An 18,279-nucleotide genomic window follows, 5' to 3' on the forward strand; every position below is an offset into this window, starting at 1 on the left:
GGAAGATCAGCCCAGGATCCCATCTAGAAACTGTTCATCGAACCGCGTTTCCCCAAACCAGTTCAGACGGTTGATGGTGACGAAGCCTGCATCGATCGCCTCGTTCTCGTCGCCCGGCTCGCTTGCATGAGCGCGGCCGCGCGGCACGGTGATAACCGTGCGATCGCCGTTGCTTTCCATGGTTTCGGCCTTGCGGCCGATCTTGTCACGGCCGATGCGCGGTTGGCGGATTTCGGCCGGCAGCGTGGTCGGCAGGTTGACGCTCAGCCAATGCCCCTCTCTTGCCCAGTCGGCACACGATTGCCATAGCCAGGCGATCAACTTGCCCAGCCATTCCTCATCGGCATCGCTGAAATCAGGATTTTTCACGCGCGAAAAGCCGATCGCCGGTACGCCCCAGAAAGTCGCTTCGCGGGCGATGCCGAGCGTGCCGGAATAGGCGATATCCTCGGCAACGTTGCGGCCGTCGTTGACGCCCGACAATACGAGGTCGGGTTTCGGTTCATCTGCGAATAGCCACGTCATGGCACTCACCACGCAATCGGCCGGCGTGCCCGAGCACGAATACCAGTTCGGCTTGACGCACCGCATCGTCAGCGGCCTGGCGATGGTCAGTGACGACCCGGCGGCGGTGCGCTTGCCGTCCGGCGCGACCACCCAGACATCGTCGCTCAACCCGCGGGCTGCGTTGACGAGCCGGGCAAGTCCCGGCGCTTCGATGCCATCATCGTTGCAGATCAGGATTCTCATTATCTGCTCCCTTGCCGCACCGTGATGCATTGGCCCGTACGCCATTGCGTGAGCAACGACGGGATATGGTTTTTCAGGTCGCCAAGAAGATCGGGGGTGCAGGAATGGCCCAGCGCCGGGGGGCGTCCGGCCTTCTCCCAGATGCCGATATTGCCCGACAGTGTCGGATGGGTGGGCATGCGTATCCAGTCCGCCCGGCCGGCCCTGTGCATGAGATCGCCTGGGGAGCCTGCCGGCAGATGCCCGGTGAGCAGCACCGGAAACCCGGCATGGTCGGCGCGAGGCAGCAGGCGCGACGACGGACCAGCCTCGCCCATGCCGTCATCGGCCAGCAACGGCAGCGATGGCAGCGGATCGGCATCAGTCCAGTCCGCCGCGCCCTGCAGGCGGGCAAGCAAGAACTCGGAAATGCCGGGCAACAGGGACACAGTCGCGCCGATCTGCGCTTCCAGCGACGAACGCATGCCGGCGTGGATGGCGAACGGCCCGGGCAAGGCCGCGACCAGTTCCAGCGACCGTCCTGACAGCGGCGTCGGCAAGAGACATCCCTGGGGATGTCGCGCCACCCATTGAGAAATTTCACGCGCGCGCGCCGCTCCCGACACGGGATCGGCGCCGTAGGAGGCATCGAAGACCAGGAGATCGCAGTGCGGGATCGTGTCCATGACGAACACATTGCTGTCCGGCACCACATCGGCCGAGTAGGCGACGCGGCTTGTCCCGTCATCGACGGCGAACCAGACGCCGCCGACGACATGGCCGGACCGCCCGGTCCTGACCGTCAGATTGCCGCTTGTCAGGGTGTCGCCTGGTTCGAACAGCTCGATCCGATCTTCGGGCAAGGGAAATTGCCTGAAATCCGCCGGCTCGGCATAGGCGGCAAGCGTGGCCGGCGTCTCGCCGCGGGTCTCCGCGGTCATGAAGATCGGACCGCCATAGCCGCGCGACAGCAGCCAGCTCAGCGCGCCGACATGATCCTCATGAGCGTGCGAGACAAAGACGGCGTCGATATCGTCAGCCGGCCCCTCCAGTGCCGGATAATATTCCGGCCCCGCGGCGCCGACCTTGATGCCGACATCGAGCAGGATGCGATCATCGCCGCTGCTCACGGCGAGGCTGGTGCGGCCCTTTTCACCGAAGCCGCCGAGCAGATCCAGCATCATCACGCGATTGCTCCAGCCGCCGGAATCAGCCAGCCGGATTTTATGCGCAGGCGCGCCTGCGACCCGTTCTCCAGCACGACCGGGTCGGGCTGCTCGAAATGCAAGGTGAGATCGGGACCGGCGGCGGGCGTGAATTCGATGCGCGCCGCGCCGCCCTGGTAGACCGCCCGCTTGACCAGACCGTCGAAGCCCGAGGCATCGGTCGAAAGCTCGATATCGGCGGAGCGGCAGCAGATCCTGGCGCCGGCGCGCGGCCGCTCGCCAGGCCGGCAGCGGACCACCAGCTCGCCTCCGAGTACTCGGACCTTGCAACGGCCGCTTTCCTCGCCGGCCAGCACGTCCGCCGGAAGCAGGATGCCTTGCGAAATGAAGGAGGCGACCATTTCATTTGCCGGCTCATGATAGAGTTCACGCGGTGTCGCAAGTTGCGCCAGGCGTCCACGATCCATCACCGCGATGCGATCGGCCAGCGCCATCGCCTCCGCCTGGTCGTGGGTAATGTAGACGATGGTCGTGCCCGTGCGCTTGTGGAAGGCGGCGAACTCGTCCTCCATCGAGGCCCTGAGATGGACGTCGAGATTGGCGAGCGGCTCGTCGAACAGCACGAGCGAGGGTGCCGCCACCAGGCAACGAGCCAAAGCCACGCGCTGGCGCTGGCCGCCGGAAAGATTGGCCGGCCGGCGCTCACCCAGGCCCTGCAGGTTGACCAGGGCAAGCGCGTCTTCCACTTTTTGACGCGCAACCGCCTTGTCGAGTCTGGCCACCTTCAGCGAATAGCCGATATTCTCGGCGACGCTCATGTGCGGCCATAGCGCGTAATTCTGGAAGACGATGCCGACGCGCCGCTTTTCCGGCGCGACGCTGCCGCCGCTGTTCGAAACGACATCGTTGCCGATGCGGATTTCGCCCGAGGTCACCTTCTCGAATCCCGCCACCAGCCGCAGCAACGTCGTCTTGCCGCAGCCGGAAGGCCCGAGCACCGCCAGAAACTCGCCGTCGCCGACGTCGATCGAGACATCCTTCACGGCGTCGAAATCGGCGAAGCTCTTGGTCACATGGTCCAGGGTCAGTCGCGCCATGGCAGAACTCCGCTCGGAAGATGAGGGGCAAGCAGGTTGGTCACCAGCATCAGCAAGAAGGTGACGGCGACCGTGATGACGGACATCGCCGCCGCGTAGTTGGAATCGCCGCCCTGCTCGAAGGAGAACATCACCACGCCGATGGTCTCAGAGCCCGACGACCACAGCAATGCCGAGACCGTGAGTTCGCTGAGCGCCGTCATGAAGATCAGCAGGCCGCCTGCAATCGCCGCCGGAGCGACCAGCGGAAAAACGATGGTGCGCATGCGCGTGAACAGGCCGGCGCCCGCCACCTGTGCGGCCTCTTCGAGTGCCCGGTCGATCTGGTGATAGCCGCTGATCGTCGGCCGCAGCGCCAGCACCAGGAAGCGGGCGAGATAGGCGTAGAGGATGATCCAGACGGTGTTGTAGAGCTGGATGCCGGTCAGCGGGATCGGCCGCAGGAAGAGCAGCAGCGAAGCGATCGCCAGCACCACGCCGGGCAAGGCGTAGGGCAGTTCGACCGACAGGTTGAGCAGACGCACCCAGCGCTGCTTGCCCCAGGCGATGAGATAGCCGATCGGCACGGCAACGATGACGGCGAAGAACGCTGCCGCGATCGACAGCCAGAAGCTGTTGAAGAAGGCACGGTTGGCGGCACCATGCTCGAACAGCACGAAACGGTAATTGTCGAGCGTCGCCGTCTTGGCGGTGAGCGCGATGCCATAGCCCGGCACCAGCGAGGTCAGCACCAGTCCGAACAACGGCAGGACCAGCACCAATACGATCAGCAGCCACATGCCGGCCTGGACGGCCGGCCGCCAGCGGCCGAGTTCATAAGGTTCGGCCGGCAGCGATGTCGAGGAGATGCGGTAGTCCCGGCGTCGGCTCATCACCTCCTGGGCGAGGATGCCGGCCATGGCGATGATGCCGATCAGCACCGACAGGAACGCGGTCTCGCCGAGCACCGCCGGACCGCCGCCGGCCAGCTTCTGATAGATCAGCGTCGGCAGCACCAGATAGTTGGCGGGGATGCCGACAAAGGCGGGAATGCCGAAATTGCCGACGCAGGAGACGAAGGCAAGCGCGGCCGCCGCCATGATGGACGGCGTCATCAAGGGCAGCACGATGGTGACCAGTACGGTGAACCAATTCGCACCGCCGGACCGCGCCGCCTCGACCAACTCGCGCGGCAGCTTGCGCAGGCCGGCCCGCACCAGCAGGAAAACCAGCGGGCCATATTGTACGCCAAGCAGCAGGATGATGCCCGAGGTCGAGTAGAGCGGATTCTTCGTGCCGAGCGGCGGCGCCGCACCGAACAGTCTTAGCAACGGACTCGCCGGGCCGAACAGTTGCAGCCAGGCCAGCGCCGTCACCTGCGGCGCGATCATCAGCGGCATGACGTAGCACAGCACCAGGGCGCTTCGGCCACGTATGTCGGTCAGCGAGACGAGCACGGCCACCAGCGTTCCCGACAGCACCGCCAGAAGAGTGCCGCCGATGCCGACGACCAGCGTGTGCCAGGTCGCGATCCAGGTTGGCGGGCTTCTCAGCCCGGCCTCCACGGCCACGATCGACAAGACGCCGCCGGGCGCCACGATCTCCTTGACGAGGCGCAGCATGGGCAGCAGTGAAAGCAGGACGATGACGACGGCCACCGCCGCAGTCAGGACCATTTCCTGGCCCCGGCTTTCCCTGATGCGTGTCGGCATGGTTACGTGTCCTGGGGATCGATGCGACCGGATGCGGGTTCATTTTGGCGCAATTCCGGACGGAAAACCGCTTCGCACTTTTCCTGGAATTGCTCTGGCGAAGCGGGCGGAGATGCCGTCTGGACGGCACCCCGCCGCGGTCGACGGCTCAGCCGCCGAAGAGTTCCTGGAACTTCGCCTTGTCGGCCTCGGTCCTGGCGACGATCGCCTTCGTATCGAACGGCATCACCTTGACCTTGACGCCTTCGGGCAGCCAGTCGGGACGGCCGACCGAGGCGCGTGCCGGCAGGTAGCCCATGGACAGCGCCAGCTTCTGGCCTTCATCGGACAGAATGAAGTCGACGAACTTCTTGGCGCCATCGACGTTCTTGGCCGTCTTCATGATGGCGACCGGCTCGGTCACGGCAGGCACGCCTTCGCTGGGGAAAACGAACTCGACCGGCGAGCCCTTCTTCTTGGCGTTCATCGCCATGAAGTCAACGAGGATGCCGTAAGGCTTCTCGCCCGAAGCCACCGACTTCAGCACCGCGCCATTGCCGCGTACGCTGACGGTGTTGTTGGTCTTCAGCTTCTGGAAGAAATCCCAGCCATAGTTGGTATCGCCGGCGAACCCGGAAAGCAGGTAGGCAGCCGCACCCGAATAGAGCGGGCTCGGCATGACCAGGCCATCGGCATAAGCGGGCTTGGCGAGATCGGCCCAATGCTGCGGCTTTTCGGCGGCGGCGGTGTTGTAGACGATGCCGGTGGTGATCAGCTTGCTGCCGAAATAGGTCTTGTCTGCGTCATAGGCATCCGCATCGATGCCGTCGAGCTTGGCCTCGGGATAGGCCATCAGCCGGTCGTCCTTCTTCAGCAGTTCCATCGAGACCGCGTCGGCGATCAGCAGCACGTCGGGCTGCGGGCTGCCGGCGGCGAACTCGGCCGCCATTTTGGTCAGGATGTCGCTGGTTCCGGAGCGATAGATGGTGACGTCGATGCCGGGTTGCGCCTTCTTGAAGGCGTCCACGGTCTTGGCCGCGTCGGCTTCCGGCTGGGATGTGTAGAGTGTCAGTGTTTCGGCATTTGCCACGCCGGCAAACAAAGTAGCCGCGAGCGCCAACTGGCTGGCCAGCAGCTTGATGAATAGCGTCTTCATGGAGACCTCCTGTCTTGTCTGTGCATGACCGGTCTGGCCCTGGCCAGCACCCCGTCTCTTCCTCCCTGCACGGCGCATATGACTGGTGGATGACACAGCGCGTGAAACCCACAAAATATGTTCATATGTACATTGTCAATTACAAATGATCACTTCTGTGCGATAACCGAGCCGCCCGGGCGGCGTTTCCCGGATAAGGACAACGCCTGCCATGACGCATGAGGGACGAGAATCTATGCCCACGCAAAAGCCCACACCGGCTCGCCTGCCGATGGTCTCGTCGGACCTCAGCGTCAAGACGGCATGGCTCTATTACGTCGAGGGCTTCACGCAGGAGCAGATCGCCGAAAAGCTCGACGTCTCCCGGGTGAAGGTCATGCGCACGCTGGCCGCCTGCAGCGCCGAAGGCATTGTCGTCACCATGATCAATGCGGCGACCGCCGAACAGGTGGCGCTCGAGCGGGCGTTGGAAAAGCGCTGGGGTCTCAACGCCGCCGTCGTCATCCCGACACCTTCGGTCCACGACCATCTGGAGAAGGCCATCGGCCATGCCGTGGCGGCCTATCTCGGAGAGCAGATGCAGGACGGTATGACGCTCGCCATCGGCGGCGGCGCGACGTTGCACGCCAGCCTAGGCTTCCTCGCCCGCCGGCAATTGAAGCGCGCCTCGGTGGTAGCGCTTGTCGGCAGCCTGCCGCATTCGCAGTGGATCAACCCGTCGATCGTGGCCGCCAAGGTTGCCGATGTGTTCGAGGTCGACAGCCACCAGATCACCGCGCCGGTGATGGTGGACGACCCCGCGCTTCGCGATCTCCTGTGGGCGCAGCCGACCCTGCAGGACGTGCGTCGGCGCGCCGCTGCCGCCGACATCGCATTGCTCACGGTTGGCGACATGTCCCCCGATGCCACCATCTTCCGGCATGGCATCGTGCCATCATCGCTGATCGCGCCGTTGAAGGCGAAAGGCGCGGTCGCGAACATGCTGTGCTATTTCGTCGATGCCACGGGCAGGCTCGTCGATCACGAAGTCAACGGGCGCGTCATGGCCATCGATCTCGATGTTGTCGGCCATGTGCCGAATGTCGTGCTGGCCGCTGGCGGAAAGCGCAAGGTGGCGGCAATCCTCGCCGCGCTCAAGGCGGTCAGCACCAATGTGCTGGTCACCGACAGCGACACCGCCAGGGCGCTGCTGGCCAAGGCCGGCTGAGACGCCTGCAGGGTTTAAATCAACCCGCGCTCGCGCAAGAAGTCCTCGACGCCGACATGGGTCATGGATTCGAATTCGGCGATCGCTTCGGCCACACGTCTGCGCTGCCCTGCCAGCAGCGCGAACACCTGCTTCATCTCGCCCGAAACGCCGAAACGGCTCCAGCGCTCGGCGATATGCGCCGGCAGGCCGATACCACTGCAGAACGCGTCGAGGCTGTCATAGCCGAGGCTGACGACAAGCTGCCTGATCTCTTCCGCCGACATGCGCGGCTCGAAGGCGTGATCGTGCAGTCGCTGCGCCACCAGCTTGATGTCGGAAGGCGATGCGCCCATGACCTTGCCGAAGAGGGCTTTGACGTCAGACGGGTCGAATGCAGGCATGTTGGCCTCCCTTGATCGCAATCCAGGAGAAAAGATGGGTCAAGGGTGGGTGCCTGGCAAGTCGTTTCTGTCGTGAGCCGGCGCATCATTTGGCGGCGGCTAAGGCGGCTACACCAGCATGCCCATCGGGTTCTCGATCAGCTTCTTGAAGGCGACCAGCAGTTCGGCCCCCAGGGCTCCGTCGACCGCACGATGATCGGTCGACAGCGTCACCGACATCACGGTGGCTATCTTGATCTCGCCATTCCTGACCACCGCCCGCTGCTCGCCGGCGCCGACTGCCAGGATCGTCGCATGCGGCGGATTGATCACCGCGGCAAAGTCCTTGATGCCGAACATGCCGAGATTGGAGACCGCCGTGGTGCCGCCCTGATACTCCTCGGGCTTCAGCTTGCGGCTGCGGGCACGGCTCGCCAGATCCTTCATCTCGTTGGAGATGACGGACAGCGTCTTTTCGTCCGCATGCCGGATGATCGGCGTGATCAGGCCGCCGGGAATGGACACGGCAACGCCGACATCGGCATGCTTGTGCTTGACCATGGCGCTCTCGGTCCAGGAGGCATTGGCATCCGGCACCGCCTTCAGCGCCATCGCCATCGCCTTGATCACCATATCGTTGACCGACAGCTTGTAGGCAGGGGCCTCACCCTTGTCGGTCTTCTTCACCGGCGCGGCGGCATTGAGTTGCGTGCGCAGCGAAAGCAGCGCATCGAGTTCGCAGTCGAGCGTCAGGTAGAAATGCGGGATGGTGGTTTTGGCTTCGACCAGGCGCCGCGCGATGGTCTTGCGCATGGCGTCATGCGGGACGAGGTCATAAGAGCCCTGCTCGAATAGCTTCAGCACCTGGTCGTCCGACATCGGCTTCACCGCCGGCTCGGATGCGGCAGGGACGGGAGCTTCGGACGCGACCGCTGGAACTTCCTTGGCGCCGCCCTTGGCAATCGCCGCGTCGATGTCCGCCTTGACCACACGGCCATGCGGGCCGGTGCCGGATATGGCTGAAAGGGTGAGGCCCGCCTCGCGCGCCAGACGGCGAGCCAGCGGCGTCGCGCGGCCGCCCGGTGATTGGCCGATCTCCCCCCTCGTGGGGGAGATGGCCGGCAGGCCAGAGGGGGGCGCCTCGCTCCCGGCAGTTGGCGGGACAGCGCCCCCCTCTGTCGGCTTGGCCGACATCTCCCCCACGAGGGGGGAGATTGGCGCCTTATTCCCATAAACCTCACCGTCGGCATAGATCCACGCAACCGGGGCGCCGACCGGAATGTCGACGCCTTCCTTGCCGGTCACCTCGCGAAGCACGCCACTGGCCGGCGCATCGATCTCCATCGCTGCCTTGTCGGTCTCGATCTCGAACAGCACGTCGCCCTTCTTGACGTGCGCGCCTTCCTCGGCGAACCAGCGCGAGATCTGTCCGGTCGCCATGTCCATGTCGACCTTGGGAAGAATGACTTCGGTCGGCATGTCTCAGCGAACCCCTTTGACGAGGTCGCGCGCGGCGGTGATGATGTCGGGAACCTGCGGCACCGTGGCCTTTTCCAGCTCCGGATTGTAGGGGATCGGCGTTTCCGCACCGCCCAGTCGCACGATCGGCGCATCGAGATAATCGAACGCCTCGCTCTCGGCGATCATGGCGCTGACCTCGGCGCCGACGCCCAGCGTCTTGACCGCTTCATAGACGCACATCAGCCGCGACGTCTTCTTGACGCTGTCGATGACAGTCTGCTTGTCCATCGGCCGGATGGTCCTGAGGTCGACGACTTCGACGTCGATGCCTTCGGCCTCCAGCGCGGCGGCGGCGTCGAGCGCCTTCTGCACCATGATCGAGGTGGCGACGATGGTGAGGTCACGGCCCTCGCGGCGGATATCGGCCTTGCCGATCGGCACCGTGTAATAGCCTTCCGGCACCGGCCCCTTCATCTTGTAGAGCAGCTTGTGCTCGAAGATCATCACCGGATCGGGATCGGCGACGGCCGCCAGGAGCATGCCCTTGGCATCGTAGGGCGTCGCCGGCTGGATGACCTTCAGGCCCGGCACATGGCCGAGCCAGGCTTCCAGGCTCTGGCTGTGCTGCGCGGCAGCGCCCGTGCCGGAGCCGGCGGGGAAGCGCATCACGACGGGGACCGAAACCTCGCCGCCCAGCATGAACCGCATCTTGGCCGCCTGGTTGACGATCTGTTCCATGGCCAACGTGGCGAAATCGGAAAACTGGAATTCGAAGATTGGCCGCATGCCGGTGACGGCTGCCCCGACGGCGACGCCAGCGCCGCCCAGTTCCGAGATCGGCGTGTCCATCACTCGCTCAGTGCCGTAGCGGTCGACCAGGTCGCCGGTCACCTGGAAGGCGCCGCCATAGACGCCGATATCCTCGCCCATCAGGAAGACGCGCTCGTCCATGTCCATGGCGATCGCCATGGCTTCCTGGATCGCCTGGGCGTAGCTCAGTTCACGCACCATCGCGTCCATCACGCCTGCTCCGTATACACGTAATTTCCGGTCTCGCTGACGTCGGGCGAGGGGCTTGCCTTGGCGAATTCGATGCCGTCGGCGATCTCCCGCGCCACCGCCTCGCGGATGGCCTCTATGTCCTTGTCGTCGATGAAACCGAATTCCCGCATCTCGTTCTCGAACAGCGTGATCGGGTCACGGTTCGACATCCAGTCCTCGATCTCTTCCTTGGTGCGGTAGCGGTTGCGGTCGCTCTTGGAATGGCCGCGATGGCGGTAGGTCTTGGACTCGATCAGCGTCGGCCCCTCGCCCGCACGGGCGCGCTCGACAGCCTTGTGCGAGGCCTCGGCGACTTCGGAGAATATGTTGCCGTTGACGATGACGCCCGGCATCGCATAAGCGGCGGCGCGATCGGCGATGTTCTTGACCGCGGTGGAGCGGGCCGTCGATGTCGACATGCCGTAGCCATTGTTCTCGCACACGAAAATCACCGGCAACTTCCAGACCGCGGCCATGTTGAGCGCCTCGTGGAAGGCCCCTTCATTGTTGGCGCCGTCGCCGAAGAAGGACACCACGACCTTGCCGGTCTTCATCATCTTGGAGGAGAGCGCCGCACCGACCGCGATCGGAATGCCGCCGCCGACAATGCCGTTGGCGCCGAGATTGCCCTTGGCGACATCGGCGATGTGCATCGAGCCGCCGCGGCCCTTGCAGTAGCCGGTGGTCTTGCCGAAGAACTCGGCGAACATGCGCTTGACCTCGGCGCCCTTGGCGATGCAGTGGCCGTGGCCGCGATGGGTCGAGGTGATCTGGTCATCCTCGCCAAGCGGCATGCATATGCCCATGGCGCTGGCCTCCTGGCCGATCGACAGATGCATGGTGCCGTGGATGAGGCCGCGCGTGTAGCTTTCCTCCGCGCCCTCTTCGAAGCGGCGGATGAGGTACATCTTATAGAGCACCTGCTTCAGCTGCTCGGCGCTGTACTGGCGATAGACGAAGGGCAGGTTGGCGCGGCTGTCCGCGACGGCTTTGCTGGCTCCGGCCATGACTACGCCTCCACGGTTCCGTAGACGAACTTGTCCTGGCGGGCGCGCAATTCGGCGATCTTGGAGCCCGGGGCCGGGGCGGCATTGGCGTAGGTGATCAACTCGCCCTTCTTGATCGGCGCCGTCACCGAACCGCCCTGCAGTAGGCCGCAGGGAATGGCCCTCGCGGCATGCGCTTCCGGCGCCGTCATGATCCAGGCGCGGTAGCAATATTCGCCGATCGCATCGAGCTTCTCGCCGGGCTGCATGTCCTTCTTGGCTACCGCGCAGACTTCGGCCACCGGCTTGGCCAGCGGCACCATGTCGGCCTTGCCGTAGAGCACGACGCGGGCGCAGGTCAGCGGCACTTCGAGCGAGGTCAGGTGGTAGGGGCGGTGGAAGGTGAAGTACGGGCCCTTGCCCATCTTCAAATCTTCCATCCGCTCCGAGATGCGCGGGTGCGACATGTCGGCGACGACGAACACGCCAGGTGCGACACCCTTGCCGATTGAATAGTCGACGACGCCGACCCTGGACAGCACGCCGCCGTCCTTCTGCGGCACCAGCACCTTGTTCAATTCGCCGAGCGTCGCGGCCGGGCCATGCATGCCGGCCTTGTCAGGCACCAGACCGGTGGCGTTGGCGATCGCCGCCATCTCGACCATGGTCTTGGAGCCGTCGACGAATTCGACCAGCATGCGCACATTCATGTGCCGGCGCCTGGCTTCTTCCTCATAGGCGGGCGGCGTGGCGTCGATGTTGAGCGGATTGTTCTTGCCCTTGCCGGCCGCGACGATCGGATGGCCCATCGCCGAAACGAATTCGATCAGCTCCATGCAGGAAGACGGCTCATCGCCGGCGCCCAGCGAATAGGTGACGCCGAGCCGGTCGGCTTCGCTCTTGAGATAGGCGCCGATGGTGACGTCGGCCTCGACATTCATCATCACCAGATGCTTGCCATGCTCCATGGCGCGCAAGCCGATCTCGGCGCCGACGGCGGGAACGCCGGTGGCATCGATGACGACATCGATGAGATCGTTGTTGATGACAAGGCTGGCGTCGTTGGTGACCGCCACCTTGCCGGCCTCCATCGCAGCCGTCATCGCCGAAGCGTTCGACACTTCGCGCGCATGGCCGGTTTCCTGGAAAGCGATGTCCACCGCCTTGCTGGCGGCGGGCAGGTTCAGCTCGGAGATGGCGCCGATCTCGATGCCCGACATGTGGGCGACACGGGTGACGATGTCGGTTCCCATCTCGCCCGACCCGATCAGACCGATGCGGATCGGCTTGCCCGATTTGCCGCGTTCATCGAGATCGCGGGCAAGGCCCGTCAACGAAACATTGGAAGCCATACCACTCAATCCTCCCATAATGCAGGCTTGTTCAATTGCCTGACGGGTATTGAACATCTGTATTTCTGTCAAGACTAATGTCCAAATTCAAGAGCTTTTGCAGCACTTTCCCGGCGCGCCTAGCGAGGCGGAAAAGAGGATGTGGAAAGCCGGCAACCGCGCAATCTGTCGGGCTCGGCATGTGCGAGCGCCGACCGGTATCTCCAGGCTGGAACGAATTGCATCGCCTCGCAGGGCCGACGCGGCAACGGGCGGCGCCGGCGGCGCGGGCTTGCGCTAGGCGCTGCCGTCCAGGAAATCGTGGAAATGCACGATAACGCCCTCCGCCTCGATGAAGATCACGGCATAGGCGGGTGGCTCGTGGCCCAGCCGCCAGTTGTTCGAAAAATCGAGCGCGCTCTGATGGTTGGTGCTGCGCAGCGTGCTGACCGGTATGCCGCGCCAGCTGCCGGCGATCAGCCTGTGGACATGGCCGGCAAAGATGTGGCCGATATTGCCGTGGCGCCGGAGAACGTCATGAAAGGCATCGGCGTCGGCGAGCTTGACCTCGTCGAGCACCGGCATGTGGATCCGGAACGGATGGTGGTGCATGAAGAGGAAGACCGGCCGGTCGCGCGCCTCCTGCAGCTTCTCGTCCAGCCAGCCCAGCCGTGCCGGGCACAGCCTGCCCTCGACATGTCCGCTGTCCAGCGTGTCGAGCAGGATCAGGCGGCCGTCGCTGCCGTCGAAAACGCTCTGGACGAACCCGCGCTCGGCTGGCGCTTGCGGGAACATCTCGAGAAAAAGTGCCCTGTCGTCGTGGTTGCCGAGCATCAGCCGGCAAGGCGGCGCGAACCCCGCCAATGCCTCCCGCAACGCCGTATAAGCGGCGCGCTCGCCATCATTGGTCAGGTCGCCTGATATCACCACCAGATCGGCATCGGCATGGTTCCTGCCGATATCCGCCAGGCAGGCCACCAGCCGGGCGAGCGGATCGGAGCCGTAGAGAAGGCCTCCCGGCGTCATCAGATGCGGATCGGAGAGCTGGATGATTTTCATGGGTCCGCGCACTGCCTTCCTGCCGTTACCCCTTGGCGGCGCCCTGAAGGCGACATGTTTCGACCAGCTCTACTGTGCTGTCCAGCCACCGTCCATCGGCAAGGTCGTGCCGGTGATCTGCCTGGCCGCGTCCGAACACAGGAACAATGCCAATGCCGCAAGCTCTTCCACGGTGACGAATTCCTTGGTCGGCTGCGCGGCAAGCATCACGTCGTGCTTGACCTGTTCCTCGGTCATGCCGCGCGCCTTCATCGTGTCGGGGATCTGCTTTTCGACCAGCGGCGTCCAGACATAGCCGGGCGCGATCGCGTTGACGGTGATGCCGTCCTGCGCGACTTCCAGCGCCACCGTCTTGGTCAGGCCCGATATGCCATGCTTGGCCGAGACATAGGCCGACTTGAACGGCGAGGCGACCAGCGCATGGGCCGAGGCCGTGTTGATGATGCGGCCCCATTTGCGGCTCTTCATGCCCGGCACCACGGCCTTGATGGCGTAGAAGGCGGCAAGCAGGTTGATGCGGATGATGGCTTCCCATTTGTCGTCGGGAAACGCCTCGATCGGCGCCACATGCTGGATGCCGGCATTGTTGACCAGGATGTCGAGGCTGCCGAACGCCTCTTCGGCGTCGTGGATCATGGCGGTGACCGCGGCGCCATCCATCATGTTGGCATCGGAGTAGCGGCACTTGACGCCGAAATCCTTCTCGATGCCTGCGCGCTCCTGCTCGATGGCAGCGGCGTCGCCAAGACCGTTGATGGTGACGTTGGCGCCCTCGGCGGCAAAGGCGCGGGCGATTGCCAGGCCGATGCCGCTGGTCGAGCCGGTGACAAGCGCATTCTTCGAAGACAGGGAACCCATGGGAGATCTCGCAAGAGGTGGGAGGGACTGTTGAGAATAGTTTGTGCGGCGCAACACGACAATGCCACGGCCATATGTCGGCTCGATTACAGCCCGCGACGGCTTTGCCGGCTCCGTGAAAGGGCGTCTTCGAGGTGACACGGCGTTGTCATGGTGCCGTGCAACATATTTGCCAGCGCATTCGCGCGGGTCATTTTCGAACCGTTGGGGGGACCTGGATGGAAATCGCCGATGTCGTGAAGCGCGCCTATGCGATGCCGCTCACCAATCCCTCCTTCCCGCCTGGTCCCTATCGCTTCTTCGACCGCGAATACATCATCATCACCTATCGCACGACACGCGAAGCGCTCGAAGCCGTCGTGCCGGCGCCGCTGGAGATCGACGAGCCGCTGGTCAAGTACGAGTTCATCCGCATGCCGGACTCCACGGGCTTCGGCGACTACACCGAGACCGGCCAGGTCATCCCGGTACGCTACAAGGGCCAGCATGGCGGCTACGTCCACTCGATGTATCTCGACGACGACGCGCCGATCGCCGGCGGCCGCGAGCTGTGGGGGTTCCCGAAAAAGCTCGCCAATCCCAAGATCGTCCATGAAGGCGAGGTGATCGTCGGCACTCTGCACTATGGCAGCGTGCTCTGCGCCACCGGCACGATGGGCTACAAGCACCGCGAGGCTGATCATGACCAGGTGCTCGCTTCGCTCGCCACCCCCAATTTCCTGATCAAGATCATCCCGCATGTCGACGGCACGCCGCGCATCTGCGAGTTGGTCCGCTACTACCTCACCGATATCACGCTGAAGGAAGCCTGGACGGCTCCGGCGGCGCTCGATCTGCGGCCCCATGTCATGGCCGATGTGGCGAAGCTGCCCGTGCTCGACATCGTGTCGGCGGTTCATTTCAAGGCCGATCTGACGCTCGGCCTGGGCGAAGTCGTGCATGATTACCTCGCTGACCACGGCCGCTCCGCTGCCAGCGCAACCCAGCTGGAGAGAGTCAGTGCTTGAGCGTAACCGCAACAAGGCAGCCGCCGCCACCATCGAGGAAATCACGGCGCAGTATGACCGCATTGCGCTGGTGTTTCAGGGCGGCGGCGCGCTCGGCGCCTATCAGGCAGGGGTCTATCAGGCGCTTGCCGACGCCGGTTGCGAACCGAGCTGGTTATCCGGCGTCTCGATCGGCGCCATCAATGCCGCGATCATCGCCGGCAATGAACCGAGCCGCCGGCTGCAGCGGCTTGAACAGTTCTGGCAGACGATTTCTGGCCGCAAGATCTGGTCCTACACGCCCGAAGGTGACATCTACCGCGATATCCGCAACCAGACCTCGTCGTTGATGACTATGACGATGGGCCAGCCTGGTTTCTTCAAACCGCGCAATCCCAATCCCTGGTTCCAGCTGTCGGGAGCGGAAGGCGCCACCAGCTTCTACGACACCGCCGAGTTGAAGGACACGCTGGAGAGCCTGATCGACTTCGACGTGCTGAACGACGGCAGGAAGCGGCTGAGCGTTGGCGCGGTCAATGTCAGGACCGGCAACTTCGTCTATTTCGACACCGAGAAGGTGCGTATCGAGCCGGAGCACATCATGGCCAGCGGCGCGCTGCCGCCGGCCTTCCCCTCGATCCGCATCGAGGGCGAATATTACTGGGATGGTGGCATCGTCTCCAACACCCCGCTGCAATATCTGCTCGACCAGGAAGAGGACCGTTCCTCGCTGATCTTCCAGGTCGATCTGTTCAGTGCCCGCGGCGTGCTGCCGCGCGGCATGGCCGACGTGCTGTCGCGCCACAAGGACATCATGTATTCGAGCCGCACGCGGCAGAACACCGACAATTTCGAGCGCATCCATGCGCTGAAGATGAAGTTGCTCGATGCGTTGAAGCGCGTGCCGCCGGAGCAGCTCAAGGACGGCGAGCAAGAGCTGATCGCCGACTATTCCGACGCCGGCGTCGTCAACATCGTCCACCTGATCTACCAGCACAAAGGCTATGAGGGCCACGCCAAGGACTACGAGTTTTCGGGCACCTCGATGCGCGAACATTGGGAGATGGGCCTCGAGGATACCGAGCGCACGCTGCGCCACAAGAAGTGGCTGATGCTGCCGACCAATGCCGACGGCGTCACCATCCACGATCTGCATCGCGAAGATCCGACCTGAACTTTCAGGCCGGAAACGGCTGGCTCGGAATACTGAGCCCGGTTCAGAATCTTAGATTGGCGCCGGTCCGCAGCAAGAGCCAGTAGAACGGCCGGTCGCCCCACGATCAGCAGCACCAGCTCGAAACAAGATCAGATGCGATGCGTCGTTCATTACGGCCATCCGAATTGCAGCGATCATAGCCCAGCCCTGGAAAACAAGACGGCGCCAACTTGGCGCCGTCTGTACTGTCGTCGCTTAAGTCGCCCGCTCAGAACACTTGACGCAAGACGATGAACAGCACGAAGGCGAGCGCGATCGAGCAAGGCAGGGTCAGCACCCAGGCGAGCAGCAGATTGCGAACCGTCGACCATTGCAGGCCCGAGCCGTTCGCCGCCATCGTACCGGCGACGCCGGATGACAGCACATGGGTCGTCGACACCGGCAGACCCAGACGGTCGGCCATGCCGATGGTGACCATCGCGACGAGTTCGGCGGCAGCGCCCTGGCCGTAGGTCAGGTGGCTCTTGCCGATCTTCTCGCCGACCGTGACGACGATGCGTTTCCAGCCGACCATGGTGCCCAGGCCAAGCGCCAGTGCCACCGCGACCTTCACCCATATCGGGATGAACTTCGTCGCGTTGTCGACAGCCTTGTGATAATCGGTGACCGCCTTGAGATCGGCGGCCTCCATCGGCAGCAACTGCTTCTTGTCGATCAGTTTCAGCGCCTCGCCGATCAGATAGATGTCGTTGCGGGCGTTGCTCACCAGATCGGTCGGCACGGTGTCGACCGAAGCGTAAGGCTGCAGCTCGGCCGTTGTACTATGGATGTAGCTCTGCAGCGCGACGGTCGTCTTGTCGCTCCAGGTCCGGGTGCGCACGGCATCCTGCACGGCTGCCTTGGCATCCTTCGCGTCGGCGACGGTGGCACCGGGCTTCACATATTTGCCCAGCGCGGTCTCCACGCTGACCGAAGCCGATTTGTAGGCTTCGAGATAGTTGATGTCGGGGGTACGGTTCAGCGCATAGGCGGTCGGCACCACGCCGATCAGGATCAGCATGATCAGGCCCATGCCCTTTTGTCCGTCATTGGAGCCATGCGCGAAGCTGACGCCGGTGCAGGTGAAGATCAGCAGCGCGCGGATCCACCAGGGCGGCGGCGCATTGCCCTTCGGCGCCTCGTAGAGCGCCGGATTGCGGACGAGAAGCTTCATCGCATAGAGCAGGATCGCGGCGGCGAAGAAGCCGATGATCGGCGACACCAGCAAGGTCACGCCAACATTGGTCGCCTGCGACCAGTCGACGCCGCTGGTGGCGCTGCCGGCAGGTGCCATGAACTGGTTGGCAAGGCCGACGCCGATGATCGAGCCGACCATGGTATGCGAGCTCGACGCCGGCAGGCCGAGGAACCAGGTGCCGAGGTTCCACAGGATCGCGGCCACCAGCAGTGCGAACACCATGGCGAAGCCGGAGGAAGAGCCAACCTGCAGGATCAGTTCGACCGGCAGCAGCGACAGGATGCCGAAGGCGACCGCGCCGCTGGAGGTGAGAACGCCGAGGAAATTGAAGGCGCCGGACCACATGACGGCGAATTCCGCCGGCAGGGAGCGCGTGTAGATGACCGTCGCCACCGCATTGGCGGTGTCGTGGAAACCATTGACGAACTCGAAGCCGAGCGCGATCAGCAAGGCGATGCCGAGCAGGATCCACGGCACGGTCTTGGCCACCGCTAGATCCTGGCTCAGCGCGTAGCCGACATAGACCACGCCGACCAGCACCAGCATACCGAAGGCCGGCAGGAACCACTTCGCGCCGCCCGAACTGTCCAGCGGATGATCCGGCCTCGGAATGCCCGCCTCACTGGAAACTATGTCCACCATGTCCCACTCCTGTTGCATTGCAGCAAAGAACTGGAAAAGACGCTATGTCCGGACGATGAACCCTGTGTGACGCCGGGAGAGGCTCTGCCTTGCGGGGGGTCTCCTTCAAGCGGGACCGGAGCGTGTCTTTAGGAT

The 18,279-nt window shown here is 64.0% G+C and carries 16 protein-coding genes; 3 read left to right on the plus strand and 13 right to left on the minus strand.

Annotation, left to right across the window (positions count from 1 at the left end; genetic code table 11):
* Window positions 1–6: 6 nt before the first annotated feature.
* From surE to FJW08_RS05855, 5 genes are all read right to left on the minus strand, one after another.
* Window positions 7–750 carry a 5'/3'-nucleotidase SurE gene (gene surE, locus FJW08_RS05835; protein ID WP_140809559.1) on the minus strand — a complete coding sequence of 248 codons (744 nt, stop codon included), beginning with the start codon at window positions 748–750 and terminating at the stop codon, window positions 7–9.
* Window positions 750–1,913 carry an MBL fold metallo-hydrolase gene (locus FJW08_RS05840; protein ID WP_140809747.1) on the minus strand — a complete coding sequence of 388 codons (1,164 nt, stop codon included), beginning with the start codon at window positions 1,911–1,913 and terminating at the stop codon, window positions 750–752. The genes surE and FJW08_RS05840 overlap by 1 nt, the downstream gene beginning before the upstream one ends.
* The gene (locus tag FJW08_RS05845; protein ID WP_140809560.1) at window positions 1,913–2,992 is read right to left on the minus strand and encodes an ABC transporter ATP-binding protein; all 1,080 of its coding nucleotides are present in this window, start codon (window positions 2,990–2,992) and stop codon (window positions 1,913–1,915) included. The genes FJW08_RS05840 and FJW08_RS05845 overlap by 1 nt, the downstream gene beginning before the upstream one ends.
* Complete coding sequence (locus FJW08_RS05850) at window positions 2,980–4,683, minus strand: iron ABC transporter permease (RefSeq protein WP_140809562.1); 1,704 nt, start codon at window positions 4,681–4,683, stop codon at window positions 2,980–2,982. Before FJW08_RS05850 ends, FJW08_RS05845 begins: the two co-directional genes overlap by 13 nt.
* A 148-nt stretch (window positions 4,684–4,831) precedes the next feature.
* Window positions 4,832–5,818 (minus strand): ABC transporter substrate-binding protein, encoded by a 987-nt coding sequence (locus FJW08_RS05855; protein WP_140809564.1) that lies wholly within the window; start codon window positions 5,816–5,818, stop codon window positions 4,832–4,834.
* 235 nt (window positions 5,819–6,053) lie between these two features.
* On the opposite strand from FJW08_RS05855, the gene FJW08_RS05860 reads away from it, so the two are divergent.
* A complete protein-coding gene (locus tag FJW08_RS05860; RefSeq protein WP_140809566.1) occupies window positions 6,054–7,025 on the plus strand; it encodes a sugar-binding domain-containing protein in 972 nt (323 codons plus the stop codon).
* A gap of 14 nt (window positions 7,026–7,039) precedes the next feature.
* On the opposite strand, the gene FJW08_RS05865 is transcribed toward FJW08_RS05860, so the two are convergent.
* From FJW08_RS05865 to FJW08_RS05895, 7 genes are all read right to left on the minus strand, one after another.
* Complete coding sequence (locus FJW08_RS05865; RefSeq protein WP_140809567.1) at window positions 7,040–7,408, minus strand: hypothetical protein; 369 nt, start codon at window positions 7,406–7,408, stop codon at window positions 7,040–7,042.
* A gap of 108 nt (window positions 7,409–7,516) precedes the next feature.
* Window positions 7,517–8,866, minus strand: coding sequence for a pyruvate dehydrogenase complex dihydrolipoamide acetyltransferase (locus FJW08_RS05870; RefSeq protein ID WP_140809569.1), 1,350 nt, complete (start codon window positions 8,864–8,866; stop codon window positions 7,517–7,519).
* 3 nt (window positions 8,867–8,869) lie between these two features.
* Window positions 8,870–9,868, minus strand: coding sequence for an alpha-ketoacid dehydrogenase subunit beta (locus FJW08_RS05875; protein WP_140809749.1), 999 nt, complete (start codon window positions 9,866–9,868; stop codon window positions 8,870–8,872).
* On the minus strand, window positions 9,868–10,896 hold the full coding sequence (locus FJW08_RS05880) for a thiamine pyrophosphate-dependent dehydrogenase E1 component subunit alpha (RefSeq protein WP_140809571.1): 1,029 nt from the start codon (window positions 10,894–10,896) through the stop codon (window positions 9,868–9,870). Before FJW08_RS05880 ends, FJW08_RS05875 begins: the two co-directional genes overlap by 1 nt.
* Before the next feature lie 2 nt (window positions 10,897–10,898).
* Window positions 10,899–12,227, minus strand: coding sequence for an NAD(P)H-dependent oxidoreductase (locus FJW08_RS05885; RefSeq protein ID WP_140809573.1), 1,329 nt, complete (start codon window positions 12,225–12,227; stop codon window positions 10,899–10,901).
* Between the two features lie 276 nt (window positions 12,228–12,503).
* Entirely contained in the window at window positions 12,504–13,265 is a 762-nt protein-coding gene (locus tag FJW08_RS05890) for a phosphodiesterase (protein WP_140809575.1), read from the minus strand.
* Between the two features lie 69 nt (window positions 13,266–13,334).
* Window positions 13,335–14,123 carry a 3-hydroxybutyrate dehydrogenase gene (locus FJW08_RS05895; protein WP_140809576.1) on the minus strand — a complete coding sequence of 263 codons (789 nt, stop codon included), beginning with the start codon at window positions 14,121–14,123 and terminating at the stop codon, window positions 13,335–13,337.
* A 218-nt stretch (window positions 14,124–14,341) separates the two neighbouring features.
* Here FJW08_RS05895 and FJW08_RS05900 point away from each other — a divergent pair, with 218 nt between their 5' ends.
* On the plus strand, window positions 14,342–15,130 hold the full coding sequence (locus tag FJW08_RS05900) for an acetoacetate decarboxylase (RefSeq protein ID WP_140809578.1): 789 nt from the start codon (window positions 14,342–14,344) through the stop codon (window positions 15,128–15,130).
* Window positions 15,123–16,283, plus strand: coding sequence for a patatin-like phospholipase family protein (locus FJW08_RS05905; protein WP_140809580.1), 1,161 nt, complete (start codon window positions 15,123–15,125; stop codon window positions 16,281–16,283). The genes FJW08_RS05900 and FJW08_RS05905 overlap by 8 nt, the downstream gene beginning before the upstream one ends.
* Before the next feature lie 250 nt (window positions 16,284–16,533).
* On the opposite strand, the gene FJW08_RS05910 is transcribed toward FJW08_RS05905, so the two are convergent.
* A complete protein-coding gene (locus tag FJW08_RS05910) occupies window positions 16,534–18,144 on the minus strand; it encodes an inorganic phosphate transporter (protein ID WP_140809582.1) in 1,611 nt (536 codons plus the stop codon).
* Window positions 18,145–18,279 lie beyond the last annotated feature (135 nt).

The organism is Mesorhizobium sp. B3-2-1, from assembly GCF_006439515.1.
In the GTDB taxonomy this organism is placed as follows: Bacteria; Pseudomonadota; Alphaproteobacteria; order Rhizobiales; family Rhizobiaceae; genus Mesorhizobium.